Source organism: Delftia sp. 60 (genome assembly GCF_002754395.1).
Taxonomy (GTDB): Bacteria; Pseudomonadota; Gammaproteobacteria; order Burkholderiales; family Burkholderiaceae_C; genus Comamonas; species Comamonas acidovorans.
In genome coordinates this window covers 113,597-133,065 of record NZ_PEFD01000001.1, presented here as the reverse complement: position 1 = coordinate 133,065, position 19,469 = coordinate 113,597, and the positions used below count along the sequence as shown (strand labels likewise).

The window sequence follows — 19,469 nt, the reverse complement described above, 5'->3', positions numbered from 1 at the left end:
AGCCCGGGCTCGGCGGCACAAGGGGCCGGCTGGTGTGAACCAGCCGGCCCCTTATCTTTTGCGCGTGCGGATGCGCTGCTCTATCTGGGCCGCCGCAGCGCGCACCTGCTGGGCGATGCGCCGCACGCGCGCCGCCGTCATGCGCTGGGTCAGCGCGGCCACGCTGACCGCCCCCATGGCCTGGCCCATGCTGTCGCAAAAATGCGCGCCCACGGCCGTCACGCCCAGGCTCACGCGGTTCTGTATCACGGCCACGCCTGCGCGGGCCGTTTCCTCGCAGGCCAGGCGCAGTCCCGCATCGGTGAGCTTGCCAAAGGCCGGCAGGGCGGGCGCCACTCGCTCGATGATGGCCTCGCGCTCCTCGGGCGCAATGGCGGCCAGCACGGCCAGCCCCCCTGCGCCCACGCCCAGCGGGCGCCGGCTGCCGACCTGCAGCACCAGCGTGCGTATGGGGAAGTCGCCTTCGAGCCGGTGCAGGCACACGGCCTCGAATCCGCTGCGCACCACCAGGTAGGCCGTGTCCTCGGTTTCACGTGACAGCGCCGCCATGGCCGGCTCGCACAGGTCGCGTATGTCGTGCAGCATCGACCCGGCCAGGCCCAGCTCGAAGGCCAGCGGCCCCAGCCGGTAGCGGTGGGTCTGGGCGTCGTGCACCACCAGGCGCTCGGCAATCAGCTGCTTGAGGATGCGGTGGGCCGAAGGGTGGGGCACGCCGGATTTTTCGGCCAGTTCGCTGAGCGGGCAACCGCGCACGCCCCCGGTCGCCAGCAGCTTGAGAAAGGCCACGCCCCGCTTGAGGGAGCCGGCATCGGACGATGAGGTCATGTTCGTTTATCGGACAACTGAGTGGCGCCGCCGGGCGATTTGAAAACAATCGGAATGGCCGATCAACCACGGCCCGGCCAGGGCACGGCAAGGCCGGGCGCCACGGATTTCCGAATGATGCAACTCTCCCATCCGCCATTGCAAGACAGAATCGCCGTCGTCACCGGCGCCAGCAGCGGCATAGGCGCCGCCACGGCGCGGGCCCTGGCCCGCGAGGGCGCCACCGTCGTGATCGGCTACCACCAGGGCCGCGACCGCGCCCAGGCGCTGCGCGAGGAACTGCCGGGCAGCCACCACACGCTGCAGCTGTCGCTGCAAGACGAGGCCAGCCACGCCACCGCCGCCCAGTGGCTGCAGCAGCACCTGGGCCGGGTGGACCTGCTGGTCAACTGCGCGGGCTTCACCGAGCGCATCGCGCACGCGCAGATCGATGCGCTGGAGCCCGCGCTGTTCAATCGCATCCTGTGCGCCAACGTGGGCGGCACCTATGCCGTGACGCGGGCCCTGCTGCCGCTGCTGCGCGCCTCGCAGGACGCCGCCGTGGTCAACGTGTCCTCGGTCTCCGCCTTCACGGGCCTGGGCAGCAACATGGCCTATTGCGCCGCCAAGGCCGCGCTGGACACGCTGACGGTGTCCATGGCGCGCGCCTTCGGCCCGGTGCGCTTTCTCTGCGTCTCGCCCGCCGCCGTGGACACGGGCTTCGTGGGGGGCCGCAGCCGCCAGGAGCTGGAGAAAAAGGCCGCGCACACGCCGCTGGGCCGCGTGGTCGAGCCCGGCGATGTGGCGCAGGCCATCCTCGCCTGCGCCACGCATCTGCGCACGGCCACGGGCACGCGCATCGTGATCGACGGCGGCCACAGCCTCGGTTGAAAGAAGGCACGGCATGCTCGTCGAACAACGCACCTACACCGCCCACCCCGGCAAATGGCGGGACTACCTGGCGCTCTACCAGGCCGAGGGCCTGGAGCTGCAGCAGCGCATTCTGGGCCGCATGGTCGGCTACTACACCAGCGACTCGGGGCCGCTCAACCAGATCGTCCACCTGTGGGCCTATACGGACCTGAACGAGCGCGCCGAGCGCCGCGCCCGCCTGCTGGCCGAGCCACGCTGGCAGGCCTATGTCGCGCGCATGCTGCCGCTGCTGCAAAGCCAGGAATCGAAGTTCCTGGTCCCGGCCCCCTTCTTCCAGCCCCAGTGGAGCGGCTGCCAGGAGCCGCTCCACGGCGCCACAGGCCCCGCGTCCACTTCCGGCCCCCTTTCCACCGACTGACAGGAGACATCCATGCTGTGCAAAAAGCTTCACCACGCCGCCTACCGCTGCAAGGACGCGGCCGAGACCGTGCGCTTCTATACCGAGGTGCTGGGCCTGCGCTTCACCCACGCCATGGGCGAGGACCATGTGCCCTCCACGGGCCAGTACAGCCCGCACATCCACATCTTTTTCGAGATGGAGGACGGCAGCTCCATCGCCTTCTTCGAGTGCCCCAGGGACCCGGGCCAGATGAAGGACATGGAGTCGCCGGGCTGGATACAGCACTTCGCCTTCGAGGTCGCCGACGTGGACACCGTGCTGCGCGCCCGGCAGGACCTGCTGGACCGGGGCATTGACGTGGTGGGCCCCACCAACCACGACGACTTCATCACCTCGATCTACTTCTTCGACCCTTCGGGCCACCGCCTGGAGCTGACCGCACGCACGGCCGACGCGGCGCGCCACCAGGTCTTCGAGCAGGAGGCCATGCAGGTGCTGGCCCTGTGGAACGAGACCCGCGACTGGTCGCAGCGCGAAAAGCTCTACGGCGCCCAGACCGGCTACGCACGCGCGGACCGCTAGCCGCAACGCCAGCGAGGCCAGCCAAGCCACTGGACACAGCCACAGCGTGCAATACAAAAAAAGGAGACATGACATGACTGCCATCACCCGACGCACGGCCCTGCTTGCAGGCGCCGCCTCACTCGCCCTGCCCACGGCCCGGGCCCAGGGCGGTTTTCCCAACCGGCCCATTCAATTGATCCACGGCTTTGGCGCGGGCGGCAACGCCGACGTGGTGGCCCGGCTCGTGGCACAGAAGCTGCAGGAATCGCTCAGGCAGCCCGTGGTGGTGGAGATCAAGAGCGGCGCGGGCGGCTCCATTGCCAGCAACTTCGTGGCCAAGGCGGTGCCGGACGGCTACAGCCTGGTCATGCTCACGGGCGCGCACACCGTGTCGGCCGCGCTGCGCAAATCGCTGCCCTACGACGCGGTCAAGGACTTCGCCTTTGTCTCCACCGTCTCGTCCTTTCCCTTCGTGGTGGCCGTGCGCGCCGAGCATCCCGCCAGGACCCTGGCCGATCTGCTGGCCATGGCGCGCAAGGAACCGGGCCGCATCACCTTCACCTCGGTGGGCGTGGGCTCCACCCAGCACATGGCCGGCGAGCTGCTGGGCTCCACGGCCAAGGTACAGCTGCTGCACGTGCCCTACCGGGGCGGCGGCGCACCCGTGCAGGCCGTGATAGCGGGCGATGTGGACGTGCTCAGCGACACGCTGACCGTGGCCATGCCGCACATCAAGTCGGGCCGGCTGCGCGCCCTGGCCGTCACCAGCGCCCAGGCCTGGCCCACCCTGCCCGAGGTGCCGCCGGCCTCGGCCGTGCTGCCCGGCTTCGAGGTGCGCTCCTGGCTGGGCCTGGCCGCGCCCGCAGGCACGCCCGCCGACGTGGTGCAAAGGCTGGCCGCCGAAGCCCACAAGGCCCTGAAGGAGCCCGACCTGCTCCAGGCCCTGGCCAGCGCCGGCAGCGCGGCCACGCCCTGCAGCCCCGAGGAGATGCGTGGCATGGTGGGCGCCGAGATCGCGCGCTGGCGCGGCGTCATCCAGCAGGTCGGCATTCCGCTGCAGGCCTGACGCCATGGACATCATCGGCCTGTGCGGCAGCCTGCGCCGCCATTCACTGAACCGCATGCTGCTGGAGCTGGCGGGCGAATGCCTGCCACCCCAGGCCACGATGCAGGTCTGCGACTGGCGCGCGCTGCCGCCGCTGGATGCCGACCTGCTGGCCACGGGCATGCCCGAATCCGTGCACCAGTTGCGCGAGCGCATCCGCCGCGCCGACGCCGTGGTGCTGGCCACGCCCGAGTACAACTTCTCCATTCCAGGCATGTTCAAGAATGCGCTGGACTGGATCTCGCGTGGCGACGACCAACCCTTTCGGCACAAGCCCGTGGCCCTTGTCTCGGCCTCGCCCGGCCCGCTGGGCGGGGCGCGCGTGCAGTACGAACTGCGCAAGGTATTGCAGTGCATGGAAGCCGACGTGCTGGCCCGGCCCGAGGTGTTCGTGGGCCAGGCGGCGCAGAAATTCGACAGCCAGGGCCTGTGCACCGATACCGCCACGCGCAGCTTCGTGACGGCGCAGATGCAGGCGCTGGGGCGACTCGTGGCACAGCACCGTCGCCTGCACGACAGCGCGCAAATCCCTGGCCTGCACGATTGATTCCATGGGCGTAATCTGTGCCGTACGCCGCGCCGCCCGCACGGGTGGCGCTTTTGCTTCACGCACAGAAAGCCCCGTTGCATGACCTCTCTGTTCGAACCCATACAGGCCGGCGAGCTGCGCCTGCCCAACCGCATCGCCATGGCGCCGCTGACGCGCAACCGCGCACCCCAGGCCCTGCCCAACGACATCATGGTCACCTACTACGCCCAGCGCGCCAGCGCCGGCCTGCTGATCAGCGAAGGCACGGCCATCAGCCACCAGGGCCAGGGCTATGCCCATGTGCCGGGCCTGTACGGCAGCGAGCAGCTCGACGGCTGGAAGCGCGTGACCGACGCCGTGCACAAGGCCGGCGGGCGCATCGTCACCCAGCTGTGGCATGTGGGCCGCGTCTCGCACACCTCGCTGCAGCCCGAAGGCCAGGCGCCCGTGGGGCCGTCCCCGGTGGCGGCCAGATCCAAGACCTATGTGATCGACGAGGACTCGGGCAAGGGCCAGTTCGTGCCCACCTCCGCGCCGCGCGCGCTCGCCCAGCAGGAGCTCCCCGCCATCGTCCACAGCTTCGCCGTGGCCGCGCGCAATGCCGTGGAGACGGCCGGCTTCGACGGCGTGGAGCTGCACGGCGCCAACGGCTATCTGCTGGACCAGTTCCTCAAGACCGGCGCCAACCAGCGCGATGACGACTACGGCGGCAGCATCGAGAACCGCGCCCGCCTGCTGCTCGAATGCACGCGCGCCGCCGCCGATGCCGTGGGCGGCGGCCGCGTGGGCATCCGCCTGTCGCCCGTGACGCCGGCCAACGACATCGCCGATGCCGACCCCCAGCCGCTGTTCGAATACGTGGTGCGCCAGCTGGCGCCGCTGGGCCTGGCCTACATCCACATCATCGAAGGCTCCACCGGCGGCCCGCGTGAATTGCCCGACCGGCCCTTCGACTACGCGGCGCTCAAATCCGCCTACCGCGAGGCCGGGGGCCAGGGCGCCTGGATGGTCAACAACGGCTATGACCGCGACATGGCGCTGCGCGCCGTGGAAAGCGGCCACGCCGATATCGTGGCCTTCGGCAAGGCCTTCATCTCCAACCCCGACCTGGTCCACCGCCTGCGCGACGACCTGCCGCTGAACCCCTGGAACTCCAGCCTGTTCTACGGCGGCGGCGCCGAGGGCTATACCGACTACCCGTTCGCGCGCCAGGCCTGATTTGCGGCGCTGCAAAGCAAAAAGCCCGCAGGCATGGCCTGCGGGCTTTTTTCGTTCGCGCGATTCACGGGGTCACGTGAAACAGGGCCGCTGGCCCCTGCCTTCTCAGGCGTGTTCCAGCAACTGGGTCTCGCGGGCCGAAGCCAGCGGGGCGCGGCCGGCAGCCGGGGCCAGGCCGGGCTTGCCCTGGCCGGGACGGCCATAGGAAGCATGCGAGCCCATGGACGCCACGGCCGCACCGGCAATGCGGAACTGGCCCACCACCTGCGCCAGGCGCGCGGCCTGCTCGCGCAGCGACTCGGCAGCGGCGGCCGATTCCTCGACCAGGGCTGCGTTCTGCTGCGTCATGCGGTCGATGTCGCCCACGGCCTGGTTGACCTGGCCGATGCCGCCCGACTGCTCGCTGGAAGCCGCCGTGATCTCGCCAATGATGTCGCCCACGCGCTGCACGCTGTCCACGATCTCCTTCATGGTCTTGCCAGCATCCTCCACCTGGCGCACGCCCACGTCCACGGCCTGCACGCTGGTCTGGATCAGCGCCTTGATCTCGCTGGCCGCCTGGGCCGAGCGCTGGGCCAGGGATCGCACCTCGGCCGCCACCACGGCAAAGCCGCGGCCCTGCTCGCCGGCGCGCGCCGCTTCCACGGCGGCGTTCAGCGCCAGGATGTTGGTCTGGAAGGCGATGGAGTCGATCAGGCCGATGATGTCGCCGATCTTGCGGCTGGAGGTCGTGATCTCCTGCATGCTCACCACCGCCTGGGCCACCACGTCGCCACCGCGCGTGGCCGTGGTCGAGGCCGATGCCGCCAGCTGGTTGGCCAGCTGCGAGGACGATGCCGTCTGCTGCACCGTGGCCGTGAGCTGGGACAGCGAGGCCACGGTCTCCTGCACATTGCTGGCCGTCTGCTCGGTGCGCGAGGACAGGTCCTGGTTGCCCGTGGCGATCTCCTGGCTGGCCGTGGCGATGTTGCCGCTGGCGTCGCGCACCTGGGTCACCATGGAGCCCAGGCTCTGCTGCATCTGGTCCAGCGCGCGCTGCAGATCGGCCACCTCATCCTTGCCCTCCACCTTCACGCTCTGCGACAGGTCGCCCTGGGCGATGGTCAGCGCCGTCTGGCGCGCCTGCACCAGGGGGCGGCAGATGGACAGCATGTTCATCAGCGTCAGCGGCACCACCACCAGCACCGTGAGCACCACGGCGGCGACGAAGATCCACTGCGTCTGCTCGGCCACGCCCTGCTCCTCCGCGGCCATGGCATCGACCTGCTGGCGCAGCAGCTGGTCGAGCTGTGCGATGAGCTTTTCGACCTCGGCCACCTCGGCCATGGCCTTGCCGCTCATGCGGTTGGCCGTGGTCGCCGTGTCATAGCCACCGGCCTCCAGCTGCCGCGCAATGTGCTCGAACTGCTGGCGGTAGCGGTCCACGCGCTCGGAGATGCCGCTGACGATGGCATCGTCGGCCGGGTCCTCGTCCTTCAGAAAGCGCTCGGCCACGGATTTCACGCGGTCGATGGCGGCCAGCCACTGGGTGTGGGCCTTGCGCACCTCTTCGGCACGCTCGTACTGGATGATCATGTCCTTTTCATGGGCGCGCACGGCACCCAGCTCGGCGCGCAACTCCACCATGTAGCCCATCTTGGCGTACGAGGTATGCATGAACTGCTGACTCATGCCATGGATGCGGAACATGCCCAGCATCCCGGCTCCGCCCAGCAGACCCAGCAGTACCAGCACCATGGCGATGGCACCCAGCATCCGCGTGCGGATCGTGAAAGCCCGCATCATTCCCAACAAGTTCATGACCGTTTTCCTCTCTGTCAGTCAAGGCGCCCGCACGGTCTCCAAATGCATAGCGCCAACGTAAATACAAATTGTTGCAGTTTGTCAGATGATCGCCAATGGCCTATGACGGTTTTTGCCTATTCACGGCTCTTTTCGATCTATCGGCCATTGCAGCGGATCATTGAGTCGGCCGGCTCACATCGAATTGGGCCAAATCAACCCTTGTCCAGCCAGACGCTTGACCTTGCCATGGTGTCAGGGTTCAACATGCCGTCCATGGCTTGCGCCACTTCGGCGCGCCCCAACCAGGAGCGAGAGATGCAACATGTTTTCACCGTGCAGGGCATGACCTGCGGCCACTGCGAACGCGCCGTCACCCAGGCCGTGCAGGGCGTGGATGACCAGGCCCAGGTAAAAATCGATCGCGCAGCCCAGCGCGTGGAAGTCGACAGCAGCGCCAGCCGCGAGGCACTGGGCGCCGCCATTGCCGAAGAAGGCTACAAGGTCGCCTGAGAGACACCTCAAAGACACCCGAAGGCATCCGAAAGGCACGCACCATGTCCGCCCACCCCGCACAGCACTGGCCCGTCTCCATCGGCGAGGCCGCGCGCCGCGCCGGTGTCTCGGCGCGCATGGTGCGCCACTACGAAGCCCAGGGCCTGCTGCCGCCCATGCACCGCACGGACGGCGGCTACCGCCAGTACGCCGAGGCCGACGTGCACGCCCTGCGCTTCATCCGCCGGGGGCGCGACCTCGGTTTTTCCATGGACGAGATCGCCACCCTGCTCGGCCTGTGGCAGGACAAGAGCCGCGCCAGCAGCCAGGTCAAGGCCATCGCCCAGCGCCACATCGACGAACTGACCGAGCGCATCGCCGCCATGCAGGCCATGCAGCGCACGCTCAAGACCCTGGTGCACTGCTGCCACGGCGACGACCGGCCGGACTGCCCGATATTGGATGATCTGGCGGCGCAGGAGAGTGCGGCACCGTAGCGTGGCTCACGGCAGGGAACGGCGCTTCAGCCGCCCGCCTTCGCACGCTTTGCAGGCTTGCCCACCTTGGGTGGCTTGGATAACTTGGGCGTATCGAGAACATCCGCCCGCCGCAGCACACCCCCCATCAAGGTATCAATGCACTGCTGCGCCACTTCCTCGGCCGAGTACTGGCCGCCAGGCTGGTACCAGCGGCCTATCCAGCTGAGCGCGCCGGCAATCACGAAGGCCGTCATCTTGGGGTCGCAGGGGGCCAGGGAGCCCTCCTGCACGCCGGCGGCCACCAGGCGGCGGAAGGCCTGGTCTATGGCGGCCTTCTGGCGGCGCAGTTCGCGGCGGCTGTCTGGGGGGACCTGTTCGTCGCCGACACGGATCAGGCACATGCCGAAGTCCATGGTGACGATGCGCGCATAGACCTGCATGCAGGCGCGCAGCTGGTCCACGGCCTGGCCGCCCGCGCGGCGCGAGGCCTCGATGCCTTCCAGCGTCATGGCCAGGCCCTGGTTCACGCACTGCAGCAGGATCTCGTCCTTGTTCTTGACGTAGTAGTACAGCGTGGGCTTGCTCACGCCCAGCCGTGCGGCGATGTCGTCCAGCGAGGTGGCGGAGAAGCCGCGCTCGTTGAACAGTTGCGCGGCGGCCTGCAGCACGGCCTGGCGCTTGGCCTCGCGCTGCTGCTCGCGGTCGGGCGTGCCGCTCCAGGGCGAGTCCACGACGGCCGCTGCACGGCCTTTGCCGGCGCGGGTTCCGGGGCTGGGGCTGGGTCGGGTCTTGGTTTCAGGGCTCGATGGCTTCATGGCGGCGGGTGCACCGGGGAAATCACCGATGCTGCATGCGGAGGGCGACAACCAGAATCTACTCCAAAGTAAACAGCCTACGCATCAGTAGGCTCCTGCCCGGCTCGACGAACCAACGCACGAGAGCGCCATGGAGACACACCCCGACGGCGGCCCGCCCGCCCCCTTGCTGCAGGTCGATGGCGTCACGCTCGCCTTTGGCGGCGTGAAGGCGCTGTCGGGCGTGGGCTTCGATGTGCAGCCCGGCTCGATCACGGCGGTGATCGGCCCCAACGGCGCGGGCAAGACGTCGCTGTTCAACACCATCTCGGGCTTTTACCGGCCCACGGGCGGCTCCATCCGCTTCCAGGGCGAGGACATCACGCGCATGCCGGCGCCGCGCCGCGCGCGGCTGGGCCTGGGGCGCAGCTTCCAGAACATTGCGCTGTTCCGGGGAATGACGGTGCTGGACAACATCAAGCTGGGCCGCCACGCCCACCTGCGCACCAACGTGCTCGATGCCCTCCTCTACCTGGGCCGCGCGCGCCGCGAAGAGGCCGAGCTGCGCCGCGACATCGAGGAGCGCATCATCGATTTCCTGGAGATAGACCACATCCGCCATGCGCCTGTGGCCGCCCTGTCCTACGGACTGCAAAAGCGCGTGGAGATGGCGCGCGCCCTGGCCATGCAGCCGCGCATCCTGATGCTGGACGAGCCCGTGGCCGGCATGAACCGCGAGGAGACCGAGGACATGGCGCGCTTCATCCTCGACGTGCGCGCCGAATGGGGCGTGACCGTGCTCATGGTGGAGCACGACATGGGCATGGTCATGGACCTGTCCGACCATGTGGTGGTGCTCAACTTCGGCCAGGTCATCGCCCAGGGCACGCCCGCCGTGGTGCAGGCCGATCCCGAGGTAAACCGCGCCTACCTGGGCGCGGGCGACGTGGGCGAGCTGCGCCAGCGGCTGCGCGGCGCGGCCGAACGGCCAGCGCCCGTCGGGCACCTGCCCGCCATGGCGCAGAGGGCCGCATGATGGACTGGGCCTACCTGTTCGAGATCGCCCTCACGGGCCTGGCCGCAGGCGGCCTGTATGCGCTGGCCGCGCTGGCCTTCGTGGTGGTCTACAAGGCCACGCGCGTGGTCAACATCGCCATCGGCGAGCTGCTGATGGTGGGCGCCTACCTGTTCTTCACCTTCGCGGCCATGTTCGCGCTGCCGCTGTGGCTGGCCATTCCCGCCGCCGTGCTGGGCACGGGGCTGCTGGGCGCGCTGATCGAGCGCACGATGATCCGGCCGCTGCTGGGCGAGCCGCCGATCTCGGTGTTCATGGTCACCGTGGGCCTGGCCTCGGTGCTGGTGGGCCTGGTGGAGCTGATCTGGACGGCCGACCAGCGCCGCCTGCCCGAGTTCATGCCCACGCAGCCCGTGATGATCGGCGAGGCCTTTCTCGCGCCCAAGGTGGCCTGGGGCGCAGCTGTGGCCGTGGTCTTCATCGCGGCCGTGCTGCTGGTGTTCCGCTACTGGCGTGGCGGCGTAGCCCTGCGCGCCACGGCCAGCGACCAGGCAGCGGCCTATTCGGTGGGCATCAACGTGCCGCGCGTGTTCTCGCTGGCCTGGGTGGTGTCGGCCATGATCGCGGCGGTCTCGGGAATCATCGTCGGCTCCATCGGCGGCATCTCGTCGAGCATGGGCGTGTTCGGCCTGTCGGTGTTGGTGGTCGTCATCGTGGGCGGGCTGGACAGCGTGCTGGGCGCCCTGGTCGGCGGCCTGTTCATCGGCCTGGTGGAGGCGCTGGCCGGCGCCTACCTGGGCGGCGAGTACAAGCTGCTGGCCACCTTCATCGTGCTGGTCGTGGTGCTCATGCTCAGGCCCTACGGCCTGTTCGGCACGCACGAGATCGAGCGGCTCTAGACAGCTTCAGAAAGACGGCAGCATGCGCATAGGCACCCTCAAGGAAAGCTACATCGCCGATGCGGCGCTGTTCGACTCCCGCACGCAACGCATCTGGCTGGCCGTGGCCGGCGCGCTGCTGCTGCTGTTCCCCTTCATGGCCAGCGACTACTGGCTGTACCTGGCCTGCCTGGTCAGCATCAACGTGGCCGGCGCCACGGGGCTGAACATCCTCACCGGCTACACGGGCCTGGTCAGCCTGGGCCAGGCCGCCTTCATGGGACTGGGCGCCTACACGGTGGCCATCGTGCAGGCGCGCTGGGGCACGCCCGTGCTGTTCAACCTGCTGGCTGGCGGCTTCGTGGCCATGCTGGGCGGCATCGTGGTGGGCCTGCCCTCGCTGCGCGTCAAGGGCCTGTACCTGGCGATTGCCACCATCGCGGCCTCGTTCATCGCCCATTTCCTGTTCGCCAACCTCAGGCTCACGGGCGGCACGGCGGGCCTGACGCTGCAGCCGGCCACGGTGTTCGGCGTGGCGCTGGACACCTCGTTCCGGCTGTACTGGGTGATCGTGCCCGTCACGCTGCTGATGCTGCTGGGCGCGGCCAACCTGTTTCGCACGCGCATAGGCCGCGCCTTCATCGCCATCCGCGACCGCGACATCTCGGCCGAGGTGCTGGGCATACCGCTGCTGCGCTACAAGCTGCTGTCGTTCGGGCTGTCCTCGTTCTACGCGGGCGTGGCGGGCGGGCTGTGGGCGTACTTCTTTCGCGTGGTCACGCCCGAGAGCTTTCCGCTCTTGATGTCCATCTTCTTTCTGGCGGCCATCATCGTCGGCGGCATGGGCTCCATCCTGGGCGGCATCCTGGGCGCGGTCTTCATGACCATGGTCCCGGAGCTGCTCAAGCTCATCGTGGACCTGCTGCCCGGCGGCTCCGAGCTGGCCGTCTTCCTGTCGCCCGTGCGCACCATGGTGTTCGGGCTGCTGATCATCGTCTTTCTGGTCTTCGAGCCGCAGGGGCTCGCAGAAATGTGGCGGCGCCTGCGCCGCTTCTTCCACCTGTGGCCCTTCCGCAATTGAGGCGGCGCCGCGCACGACAAGCAAAAGGAGACAAGCAATGCAGCAACACCCGACCTCCTCGCGCCGCCGCAGCCTGCTGCTGGCGGCCGGCGCCAGCCTGGCCGCACCGCTGGCCGCCCGCGCCCAGGCTGGCGGCGAAGACATCGTGATCGGCGGCTCCATCCCCATGACGGGCGTGTTCGCCTTCGCGGGCGTGGGCATCAATGCCGGCATGGGCGACTACGTGAAGATGGTCAACGAGGCAGGCGGTATCAAGGGCCGCAAGGTCCGCTACGTGCCCGAGGACACGGGCTACAAGGTCGATGTCTCGGTGGCCGCGTTCAAGAAGATCACGAGCCAGAACAAGGTCAACCTCTACTACGGCGACTCCACGGGTTTTTCCAAGACCATCAACCCGGAGCTGGACCGCAACGGCGCCATCCTCATGGCGGGCGCCTCCTTCGCCACCGAGCTCAACAATCCGGCCAAGTACCCGAACCAGTTCCTCGTGGGGCCCGACTACACGGAGATGTTCGGCATCCTGCTCAAGCACATCGCCAAGGAGAAGCCGGGCGCCAAGGTGGCCTTCGTCTACTCCGACTCCGAGTTCGGCCGCGACCCCATCGAGGCCAGCGAAGCCGCCGCGAAGAAGCTGGGCCTGAACGTGGTGGCCAAGCTGATGACACCGCCCGGCAGCGTGGACGTGTCCACCGAAGTCATCAAGCTGCGCCGCGCCGCGCCCGACTACACCATCTTCCACGGCTACATCCTCGCGCCCATTCCCGAGTTCATCCAGCAGGGCAAGCAGATGGGCATGACCAGCCAATGGATGGGCACCTTCTGGACCATGGACAGCTCCACCGTCATGAAGATGGGCGAGGCCGGCGACGGCTTCATGGGCGTCATGCCCTACCGCTACTACTACGACACCTCGGCCAAGGCGCCCATGCTGGACAAGATCCGCGCGCTGCGCCCCGAGTACCAGAGCACGGCCTATATCCAGGGCTTTCTGGCGGCCATGCTGTTCGTGGAATCGGCCAGGCGCTGCCTGGACGCTGGCAAGCCGCTCACCGGCCCCAACCTCAAGGCCGCGCTCAATTCCATCAAGGACTTCGACACGGGCGGACTGATCGGCGTGCCCATCACCATCAAGGGCAATTCCATCCCCGTGGGCCGCGTCTACAAGGCGGACATGAAAGCGCAGAAGATGCTCCCAGCGTCCGACTGGATAGCGCTTTGATGAAACGCATCCCCCTGAGCGGCTTCGCCGCTTCCCCCTTCTCTCGCACCGCTTCGCGTTGCGGGAAGGGGGACGGCACCCTCGCGGCGGGGCGGCCCTTGCTTGGTGCCCCGCGCCTGATGCACGCCATAACCAACGTCGCGGGCTCCACATGCGCAGTGAAATTTTGAAGGCAACCCCAACCAACGCAGAGACTGCAAGCGTCCTCGAAATCAACAACATCGAGGTCATCTACAACAAGGTCGTGCAGGCCCTGCGCGGCCTGTCGCTGGCCGTGCCGCGCGGCCAGATCGTGGCGCTGCTGGGCAGCAACGGCGCGGGCAAGAGCACCACGCTCAAGGCCGTCTCGGGGCTGCTGGCGCTGGAGGACGGCCTGCTGGCCAGCGGCAGCGTGCGCTACAACGGCCAGTCCACCGCGCAGTACGCGCCCCAGCAGCTGGTGCGCCTGGGGCTGTCGCATGTGATGGAGGGCCGGCGCGTGTTCGAGGACCTCACGGTGGAGGAAAACCTCGTGGCCGCGACCTACGCGCTCACGGGCCGCAATCAAGTGAAGCCCGACTTCGACCTGGTCTACAGCTACTTCCCGCGTCTGCATGAGCGACGCAAAGGCCTGGCCGGCTACCTGTCGGGCGGCGAGCAGCAGATGCTGGCCATTGGCCGCGCGCTGATCGCAGAGCCCCAGCTCATGCTGCTGGACGAGCCCTCGCTGGGCCTGGCGCCGAAGCTGGTGGAGGACATCTTCACCATCATCGCGCGTATCAATGCCGAGCGCGGCACCTCCATGCTGCTGGTCGAGCAGAACGCCACCGTGGCCCTGGCCGTGGCGCACAGCGGCTACATCATGGAGAACGGCAAGATCGTCATCGACGGCCCGGCCGAACGCCTGGCCCAGGACGCCGACGTGCGCGAGTTCTACCTGGGCATGGGTGGCAGCGGCGAGGCAAAAAGTTTTCGCGACCTGAAGCACTACAAGCGCCGCAAGCGCTGGTTGTCATGAAGCACCCCCTGAGTCGCTTCGCGCCTTCCCCCTCTCTCCCGCTTCGCGAGGGAGGGGGACAGCACCCTCGGTGCGGGGCGGCCCTTCCTCGGTGCTCCCGTGTGGGGGCACGCCAGTGTCACAGGCAGCGCGATGGGTCATTGATATGAAGAACCTTCCCGAACTCACCCTGCCCCAGATGCTGGCCGAACGCGCGCGCAGCGATGCCCAGCGCGTGGCCATACGGCAAAAGGACTTCGGCATCTGGAAGCCCACCAGCTGGGCGCGCTACCACGAGCGTGCCAGCCACTTCGGGCTGGGCCTGGCGCAGCTGGGCCTGCCGCCAGGCGGCCACATGGGAGTGATCTCCGAGAACCGCATCGAATGGGTGCTGGCCCAGATGGGCGCGGGCCTGATCGGCGCCATCACCGTGGGCGTGTATCCCACCAGTCCCACGCCCGAGGTCGCCTATGTGGCGGGCCATGCCGATGTGGACATCATGGTCTGCGAGGACCAGGAGCAGACCGACAAGCTGCTGGCCGCCCTGCCCCAGCTGCCGCGCCTGAAGAAGATCATCGTCATGGAGACCAAGGGCCTGCGCAGCTTCGCGCCGGAGGTCCGCGCCCTGATCGCCACCTTCGACGAGGTCGAGCGCCTGGGCGCCCAGGCCGCCAGCCGCGCCCCCATCGAACAGGCGCTGGCACGCCAGACGCTGGATGACGTGGGGCTGATGATCTACACCTCGGGCTCCACCGGCAAGCCCAAGGGCGCCATGATCACCTACCGCAACATCCGCGGCGTGGTGCCCGGCATTGCCGAGCGGCTGGGGCTGGACGGCGGCACGCGCCACCTGTCCTACCTGCCGCTGTGCCACGTGGCCGAGCAGATGCTGACCAGCTTCGTGCCCGTCTACCTGGGCTCGCAGGTGCACTTCGGCGAGTCCATTCGCACGGTGCAGGAAGACCTGCGCGAAGTCGCGCCCAACATGTTCCTGGGCGTGCCGCGCATCTGGGAGAAGCTGCATGCGGCCATCAGCATCAAGATGCAGGAGACCGGACCGCTGCGCCGCGCGCTCTACCGGCGCGCCATGGCGGCCTGCGCGCCGCTGGCCGAAAAGCCCCGCAGGCAGTGGAGCCTGGCCGAGCGCCTGGCCTGGGCGGCCAGCTACTGGAGCGTGCTGCGCGCGCTACAGAACTTCATCGGCCTGCGCGAGGCGCGCGTGGCGCTCACCGGCGCCGCGCCCATACCGCCCGACGTGGTGCGGTTTTTCCGCACGCTGGGCGTGCCGCTGATCGAGGTCTACGGGCTGACCGAATCCACGGGCATGGTTACCGGCCACCGCCTGGACGACGTGGCCGTGGGCACCGTGGGCGTGGCCACCGAAGGCGTGCAGTGGCGCATTGCCACCCATGCCGGCCCCGATGAGGGCGACGGCAGCGGCGAGCTCCAGATCAAGGGCGACATGGTCTTCGCGGGCTACTACAAGAACCCCGATGCCACGGCGCAAAGCCTGCAGGACGGCTGGCTGCACACGGGCGACGTGGTGCGCGTGCAGGGCGGCCAGCTGCGCATCGTGGACCGCCTCAAGGACATCATGATCACCGCCGGCGGCAAGAACCTCACGCCCTCGGAGATCGAGAACACCATGAAGTCCAGCCCCTTCATCAAGGAGTGCATCGTCGTGGCCGAGGGCCGCAAGTTCGTGGGCGCGCTGGTGCAGATCGACTACGAGACGGTTGGCCAATGGGCCCAGGCGCGGCACATCCCCTTCACGCATTTCCGCTCCCTGGCCGAGATGGCCGAGGTACGCGCGCTGATCGATGCCGAGATCGCGCGGGGCAATGCGCGCCTGGCCCAGGTCTCGCATGTGCGGCGCTTCCATCTGCTGACCAAGGAACTGGACCACGACGATGGCGAAGTCACGGCCACGATGAAGGTGCGCCGCTCGTCCATCTACAAGACCTACGCCGCCGAAATCGACGCCCTGTACCACTGATCCGCTCCCATGACCGACACGCAAGACACCCCGCTGCTGCTGCACCGCGAAGGCGCCATCGCCACGCTGACCTTCCACCGCCCCGCCGCCCTCAACGCCATCGACGTGCCCATGGCGCTGGCACTGCGCGATGCCGTGCGCACCCTGGCCCAGGACCGCGCGCTGCGCTGCGTGGTGCTGAATGGTGCGGGCCGCGCCTTCATGGCGGGCGGCGACCTGGACACGCTGGCCGCCGACCCCGTGCGCGGCGCCGCCGAGCTGCTGGCGCCGCTCAACGAGGCCGTGGCGCTGCTGGGCCAGCTCGATGCGCCCGTCATCGCCAAGGTGCACGGCGCGGCGGCAGGCGCAGGCCTGTCGCTGATGCTGCAGGCCGACTTCGTCTACGCGGCCGAGGGCACGCGCTTCAACCTGGCCTACATCAACCTGGGCGCCAGCTGCGACGTGGGAGCCTCCTGGGCGCTGCCGCGCATCGTGGGCCTGCGCAATGCGCTGGAGATCGCCATGCTGGGCGAGACCCTGGACTGCGCCCAAGCGCAGCGCCTGAGCCTCATCAACCGCGTCCTGCCGCCCGCCGAACTCGACGCCGCCGTGCAGCAGCTGGCCCAGCGCCTGGCCGCCGGCCCCACGGTGGCGCTGGGCCATATGCGCCGCCTCATGCGCGCGGGCCTGGACCGCAGCCTGCGCGACCAGCTGGCCGCCGAGGCCTGCGCCTTCGATGCCTGTGCGCGCACGGCCGACCTGCCGCGCGGCATTGCGGCGTTCCACGCCAAGCAGGCGCCGCAATTCGAGGGACGTTGACCTGCGCCCGGAACTGACGCCGAGGCGGCTGCGCTGCCTGCCGCCTGCCCGGCACAATGCACTCCATCCCCCGTGTTCATCGCTTCGAGGAGCTTCACCATGACCCCACGCGACGTCTTCGTCGTCGGCACTGCGCGCACCGCCATCGGCACCTTCGGCGGCAGCCTCAAGGACGTACCCAACACCCAGCTGGCCACCACGGCCGTCAAGGCGGCCATCGAGCGCGCGGGCCTGGCGCCCGACGCCGTCGGCCACGTGGTCATGGGCAATGTGATCCCCACCGATACCAAGGACGCCTACCTCTCGCGCGTGGCCGCCATCGATGCGGGCTGCCCCATCGAGACGCCGGCCTTCAACGTCAACCGGCTGTGCGGCTCCGGCCTGCAGGCCATCGTCTCTGCCGCCCAGGCCATTGCGCTGGGCGACTGCGACGTGGCCATCGGCGGCGGCAGCGAGTCCATGAGCCGCGGGCCCTACTTCGACCAGGCCGCCCGCTGGGGCGCGCGCATGGGCGACGCCAAGAGCATCGACTACATGCTGGGCATCCTGCACGACCCCTGGCAGAAGATGCACATGGGCATCACGGCCGAAAACGTGGCCGAGCGCTACCACATCAGCCGCGAAATGCAGGACGAACTGGCGGCAGCCAGCCACCAGCGCGCGGCCGCTGCCATTGCGGCCGGCCACTTCAAGGAGCAGATCGTTCCCGTGGAGATCGCCACGCGCAAGGGCGTCGTGGTCTTCGACACCGACGAGCATGTGCGCGCCAGCACCACCATCGAATTGCTGTCCACCATGAAGCCCGCGTTCCGCAAGGAAGGCGGCAGCGTGACGGCCGGCAATGCCTCGGGCATCAACGACGGCGCCGCCGCCGTGGCCCTGGCCGCTGGCGATCGCGTGGCCGCCCTGGGCCTGAAGCCCCTGGCGCGCCTGGTGGGCTACGCCCATGCCGGCGTGGACCCCGCCTACATGGGCATAGGCCCCGTGCCGGCCACGCAGAAGGTGCTGCAGCGCACGGGCCTGAAGATTGCAGACATGGACGTGATCGAGGCCAACGAGGCCTTCGCGGCCCAGGCCTGCGCCGTGATCCAGCAGCTGGGCATGGACCCGGCCAAGGTCAACCCCAACGGCTCGGGTATCTCGCTGGGCCACCCCGTGGGTGCCACGGGCGCCATCATCACCACCAAGGCCATCGCCGAGCTGCAGCGCACGGGCGGCCGCTATGCGCTGGTGACCATGTGCATTGGTGGTGGCCAAGGGATCTCGGCCATCTTTGAAAGAGTCTGAGCGCCGCCTGGGCGTGGCGATGTTTCACATGAAACATCGCCACCGCAGCCGCCTGCCGGCTTAGGCTTAGAAAGGCGCTTCTTCAGGCGCCGTATCCACGGGCGCCAGGGCCGGCCCCGTCAGCGCACCACGGCCCGATGCCGCTGGTGTCGCTTGTGTCGCTGTAGGACTCTGGGCAGCGGGTGTCTGCAGCGATGCCGGCAGATCCTGGCCCAGGCCCGTGCGCCCTTCCCCGCCCAGCGCCTCGATCAGATCGGGGATGAGCTTGGACAGCTCGCCCGTGGCAATCGCCACATCGGCATCGAAGCCGCCGTCGTCCTGCGACTGGCCTTCCATCACGGCATCGAGCAGCGCGATCTTGCGGATCTGCAGACCCTCGGTCAGCACGAAGCTCACGCGGTCATCCCAGGTCAGCGCCAGGCGCGTGGGCAGCTTGCCGTGCTCGATATGCTGGCGCACCTCGTCGATGTCCAGCGGATGGCGCGCATAGCGCACCACGGCCTTGGATTCGTCGGCGGCCTTGAGCTCGCATTCGCGGTCAATCGAGAAGCCGGCCGGGCTTTCCTGCGTGGTCAGCCAGTGCGCCATTGCGGCCTGGGCGCTGGTCTGCGTATCGACCAGGGCCAGCGCAAAGCCTGTGAGGCCCTCCACCAGCGAGCTCACTACCTCGTCGGCGCGCGCCTGGCTGCCCGTGTCCAGCACCAGGGTGCGGGCCTGCGGGTCCAGCCAGACCCACATGGCGCCCTGCTTGGTGAAGGCCATGGGCAGCAGGTCCAGCTTGGCCTCGTCCTTGAGATCCTTCTTTTCCTTCTTGCCGGGCTTGCGGCCTTCGGTGGCCTCGATGTGGGCAGCCTTTTCGTTGACGCGGCGGTTGAGCACGCTGGCCGGCAGCATCTTGGCCTCGGTCATGAAGCGCATCACCCACTGATTGGCCACGGACTCGGCCAGCGGGCCATGGGGCTCGCCGCGCGGCGGCACCCAGCCGGCGCTGCGCTCCTGCGTGGCGCCGCACTCGGCAAACGGGCTCTTGCCCAGGGCTTCTTCAAGCTGCTGCAAATCGCCCTGCCAGCTCTCGGCAATGCGATAGACGATCATGTTTTTGAACATAGCGAACCTTTGCTCGGACGGACTGCGGCTGCGCCGCAGCAAGCGGTGTGCAACACCGGGCTGCGCCGC

The 19,469-nt window shown here is 68.6% G+C and carries 20 protein-coding genes; 16 read left to right on the top strand and 4 right to left on the bottom strand.

Annotated elements, in window-relative coordinates; all coding sequences use genetic code 11:
- Positions 1 to 51: 51 nt before the first annotated feature.
- Positions 52 to 825 (bottom strand): IclR family transcriptional regulator, encoded by a 774-nt coding sequence (locus CLV01_RS00585; protein ID WP_012201983.1) that lies wholly within the window; start codon positions 823 to 825, stop codon positions 52 to 54.
- A 138-nt stretch (positions 826 to 963) separates the two neighbouring features.
- Here CLV01_RS00585 and CLV01_RS00580 point away from each other — a divergent pair, with 138 nt between their 5' ends.
- The 6 genes from CLV01_RS00580 (at position 964) to CLV01_RS00555 (ending at position 5,493) form a co-directional block, all read left to right on the top strand.
- The gene (locus CLV01_RS00580) at positions 964 to 1,695 is read left to right on the top strand and encodes an SDR family NAD(P)-dependent oxidoreductase (RefSeq protein WP_231574354.1); all 732 of its coding nucleotides are present in this window, start codon (positions 964 to 966) and stop codon (positions 1,693 to 1,695) included.
- A gap of 13 nt (positions 1,696 to 1,708) precedes the next feature.
- Entirely contained in the window at positions 1,709 to 2,095 is a 387-nt protein-coding gene (locus tag CLV01_RS00575) for an NIPSNAP family protein (protein ID WP_063327853.1), read from the top strand.
- A 12-nt stretch (positions 2,096 to 2,107) separates the two neighbouring features.
- Positions 2,108 to 2,659, top strand: a complete 552-nt coding sequence (locus CLV01_RS00570) for a VOC family protein (protein WP_065344965.1) — start codon at positions 2,108 to 2,110, stop codon at positions 2,657 to 2,659.
- Between the two features lie 73 nt (positions 2,660 to 2,732).
- A complete protein-coding gene (locus CLV01_RS00565; RefSeq protein WP_099732602.1) occupies positions 2,733 to 3,707 on the top strand; it encodes a tripartite tricarboxylate transporter substrate binding protein in 975 nt (324 codons plus the stop codon).
- Between the two features lie 4 nt (positions 3,708 to 3,711).
- On the top strand, positions 3,712 to 4,293 hold the full coding sequence (locus tag CLV01_RS00560) for an NADPH-dependent FMN reductase (RefSeq protein ID WP_096914497.1): 582 nt from the start codon (positions 3,712 to 3,714) through the stop codon (positions 4,291 to 4,293).
- 81 nt (positions 4,294 to 4,374) lie between these two features.
- Positions 4,375 to 5,493, top strand: a complete 1,119-nt coding sequence (locus CLV01_RS00555; protein WP_099732603.1) for an alkene reductase — start codon at positions 4,375 to 4,377, stop codon at positions 5,491 to 5,493.
- A gap of 105 nt (positions 5,494 to 5,598) precedes the next feature.
- On the opposite strand, the gene CLV01_RS00550 is transcribed toward CLV01_RS00555, so the two are convergent.
- On the bottom strand, positions 5,599 to 7,293 hold the full coding sequence (locus CLV01_RS00550) for a methyl-accepting chemotaxis protein (protein ID WP_034397522.1): 1,695 nt from the start codon (positions 7,291 to 7,293) through the stop codon (positions 5,599 to 5,601).
- 300 nt (positions 7,294 to 7,593) lie between these two features.
- Here CLV01_RS00550 and CLV01_RS00545 point away from each other — a divergent pair, with 300 nt between their 5' ends.
- Both CLV01_RS00545 and cueR read left to right on the top strand, forming a co-directional pair.
- Positions 7,594 to 7,788, top strand: coding sequence for a heavy-metal-associated domain-containing protein (locus CLV01_RS00545; protein ID WP_012201975.1), 195 nt, complete (start codon positions 7,594 to 7,596; stop codon positions 7,786 to 7,788).
- A 44-nt stretch (positions 7,789 to 7,832) separates the two neighbouring features.
- Positions 7,833 to 8,267 carry a Cu(I)-responsive transcriptional regulator gene (gene cueR / locus CLV01_RS00540; RefSeq protein WP_012201974.1) on the top strand — a complete coding sequence of 145 codons (435 nt, stop codon included), beginning with the start codon at positions 7,833 to 7,835 and terminating at the stop codon, positions 8,265 to 8,267.
- Positions 8,268 to 8,293: 26 nt separating this feature from the next.
- On the opposite strand, the gene CLV01_RS00535 is transcribed toward cueR, so the two are convergent.
- A complete protein-coding gene (locus CLV01_RS00535) occupies positions 8,294 to 9,064 on the bottom strand; it encodes a TetR/AcrR family transcriptional regulator (RefSeq protein WP_047217534.1) in 771 nt (256 codons plus the stop codon).
- Positions 9,065 to 9,194: 130 nt separating this feature from the next.
- Here CLV01_RS00535 and CLV01_RS00530 point away from each other — a divergent pair, with 130 nt between their 5' ends.
- The 8 genes from CLV01_RS00530 (at position 9,195) to CLV01_RS00495 (ending at position 18,293) form a co-directional block, all read left to right on the top strand.
- On the top strand, positions 9,195 to 10,079 hold the full coding sequence (locus tag CLV01_RS00530) for an ABC transporter ATP-binding protein (protein WP_013799950.1): 885 nt from the start codon (positions 9,195 to 9,197) through the stop codon (positions 10,077 to 10,079).
- A complete protein-coding gene (locus CLV01_RS00525) occupies positions 10,076 to 10,957 on the top strand; it encodes a branched-chain amino acid ABC transporter permease (protein WP_013799949.1) in 882 nt (293 codons plus the stop codon). The genes CLV01_RS00530 and CLV01_RS00525 overlap by 4 nt, the downstream gene beginning before the upstream one ends.
- A 22-nt stretch (positions 10,958 to 10,979) precedes the next feature.
- Complete coding sequence (locus CLV01_RS00520) at positions 10,980 to 12,017, top strand: branched-chain amino acid ABC transporter permease (protein WP_099732604.1); 1,038 nt, start codon at positions 10,980 to 10,982, stop codon at positions 12,015 to 12,017.
- A 37-nt stretch (positions 12,018 to 12,054) separates the two neighbouring features.
- The gene (locus CLV01_RS00515; RefSeq protein WP_043825208.1) at positions 12,055 to 13,236 is read left to right on the top strand and encodes an ABC transporter substrate-binding protein; all 1,182 of its coding nucleotides are present in this window, start codon (positions 12,055 to 12,057) and stop codon (positions 13,234 to 13,236) included.
- Between the two features lie 166 nt (positions 13,237 to 13,402).
- Positions 13,403 to 14,233, top strand: a complete 831-nt coding sequence (locus CLV01_RS00510; protein ID WP_239972959.1) for an ABC transporter ATP-binding protein — start codon at positions 13,403 to 13,405, stop codon at positions 14,231 to 14,233.
- A 145-nt stretch (positions 14,234 to 14,378) separates the two neighbouring features.
- Positions 14,379 to 16,208, top strand: coding sequence for an AMP-dependent synthetase/ligase (locus CLV01_RS00505; protein ID WP_099732606.1), 1,830 nt, complete (start codon positions 14,379 to 14,381; stop codon positions 16,206 to 16,208).
- Between the two features lie 9 nt (positions 16,209 to 16,217).
- Positions 16,218 to 17,006 carry an enoyl-CoA hydratase/isomerase family protein gene (locus CLV01_RS00500; RefSeq protein WP_099732607.1) on the top strand — a complete coding sequence of 263 codons (789 nt, stop codon included), beginning with the start codon at positions 16,218 to 16,220 and terminating at the stop codon, positions 17,004 to 17,006.
- Between the two features lie 99 nt (positions 17,007 to 17,105).
- Positions 17,106 to 18,293, top strand: coding sequence for an acetyl-CoA C-acyltransferase family protein (locus CLV01_RS00495; protein WP_013799943.1), 1,188 nt, complete (start codon positions 17,106 to 17,108; stop codon positions 18,291 to 18,293).
- 66 nt (positions 18,294 to 18,359) lie between these two features.
- Here the strand turns inward: CLV01_RS00495 and CLV01_RS00490 are convergent, their stop codons facing one another.
- Positions 18,360 to 19,400: a recombination-associated protein RdgC gene (locus CLV01_RS00490; protein ID WP_099732608.1), complete on the bottom strand. Its 1,041-nt coding sequence runs from the start codon at positions 19,398 to 19,400 to the stop codon at positions 18,360 to 18,362.
- Positions 19,401 to 19,469 lie beyond the last annotated feature (69 nt).

Coding starts and splice junctions, on each gene's coding strand:
- CLV01_RS00585 (WP_012201983.1), bottom strand. CDS start 825: ATGACCTCATCGTCCGATGCCGGCTCCCTCAAGCGGGGCGTGGCCTTT.
- CLV01_RS00575 (WP_063327853.1), top strand. CDS start 1,709: ATGCTCGTCGAACAACGCACCTACACCGCCCACCCCGGCAAATGGCGG.
- CLV01_RS00570 (WP_065344965.1), top strand. CDS start 2,108: ATGCTGTGCAAAAAGCTTCACCACGCCGCCTACCGCTGCAAGGACGCG.
- CLV01_RS00565 (WP_099732602.1), top strand. CDS start 2,733: ATGACTGCCATCACCCGACGCACGGCCCTGCTTGCAGGCGCCGCCTCA.
- CLV01_RS00560 (WP_096914497.1), top strand. CDS start 3,712: ATGGACATCATCGGCCTGTGCGGCAGCCTGCGCCGCCATTCACTGAAC.
- CLV01_RS00555 (WP_099732603.1), top strand. CDS start 4,375: ATGACCTCTCTGTTCGAACCCATACAGGCCGGCGAGCTGCGCCTGCCC.
- CLV01_RS00550 (WP_034397522.1), bottom strand. CDS start 7,293: ATGAACTTGTTGGGAATGATGCGGGCTTTCACGATCCGCACGCGGATG.
- CLV01_RS00545 (WP_012201975.1), top strand. CDS start 7,594: ATGCAACATGTTTTCACCGTGCAGGGCATGACCTGCGGCCACTGCGAA.
- cueR (WP_012201974.1), top strand. CDS start 7,833: ATGTCCGCCCACCCCGCACAGCACTGGCCCGTCTCCATCGGCGAGGCC.
- CLV01_RS00535 (WP_047217534.1), bottom strand. CDS start 9,064: ATGAAGCCATCGAGCCCTGAAACCAAGACCCGACCCAGCCCCAGCCCC.
- CLV01_RS00530 (WP_013799950.1), top strand. CDS start 9,195: ATGGAGACACACCCCGACGGCGGCCCGCCCGCCCCCTTGCTGCAGGTC.
- CLV01_RS00525 (WP_013799949.1), top strand. CDS start 10,076: ATGATGGACTGGGCCTACCTGTTCGAGATCGCCCTCACGGGCCTGGCC.
- CLV01_RS00520 (WP_099732604.1), top strand. CDS start 10,980: ATGCGCATAGGCACCCTCAAGGAAAGCTACATCGCCGATGCGGCGCTG.
- CLV01_RS00515 (WP_043825208.1), top strand. CDS start 12,055: ATGCAGCAACACCCGACCTCCTCGCGCCGCCGCAGCCTGCTGCTGGCG.
- CLV01_RS00505 (WP_099732606.1), top strand. CDS start 14,379: ATGAAGAACCTTCCCGAACTCACCCTGCCCCAGATGCTGGCCGAACGC.
- CLV01_RS00500 (WP_099732607.1), top strand. CDS start 16,218: ATGACCGACACGCAAGACACCCCGCTGCTGCTGCACCGCGAAGGCGCC.
- CLV01_RS00495 (WP_013799943.1), top strand. CDS start 17,106: ATGACCCCACGCGACGTCTTCGTCGTCGGCACTGCGCGCACCGCCATC.
- CLV01_RS00490 (WP_099732608.1), bottom strand. CDS start 19,400: ATGTTCAAAAACATGATCGTCTATCGCATTGCCGAGAGCTGGCAGGGC.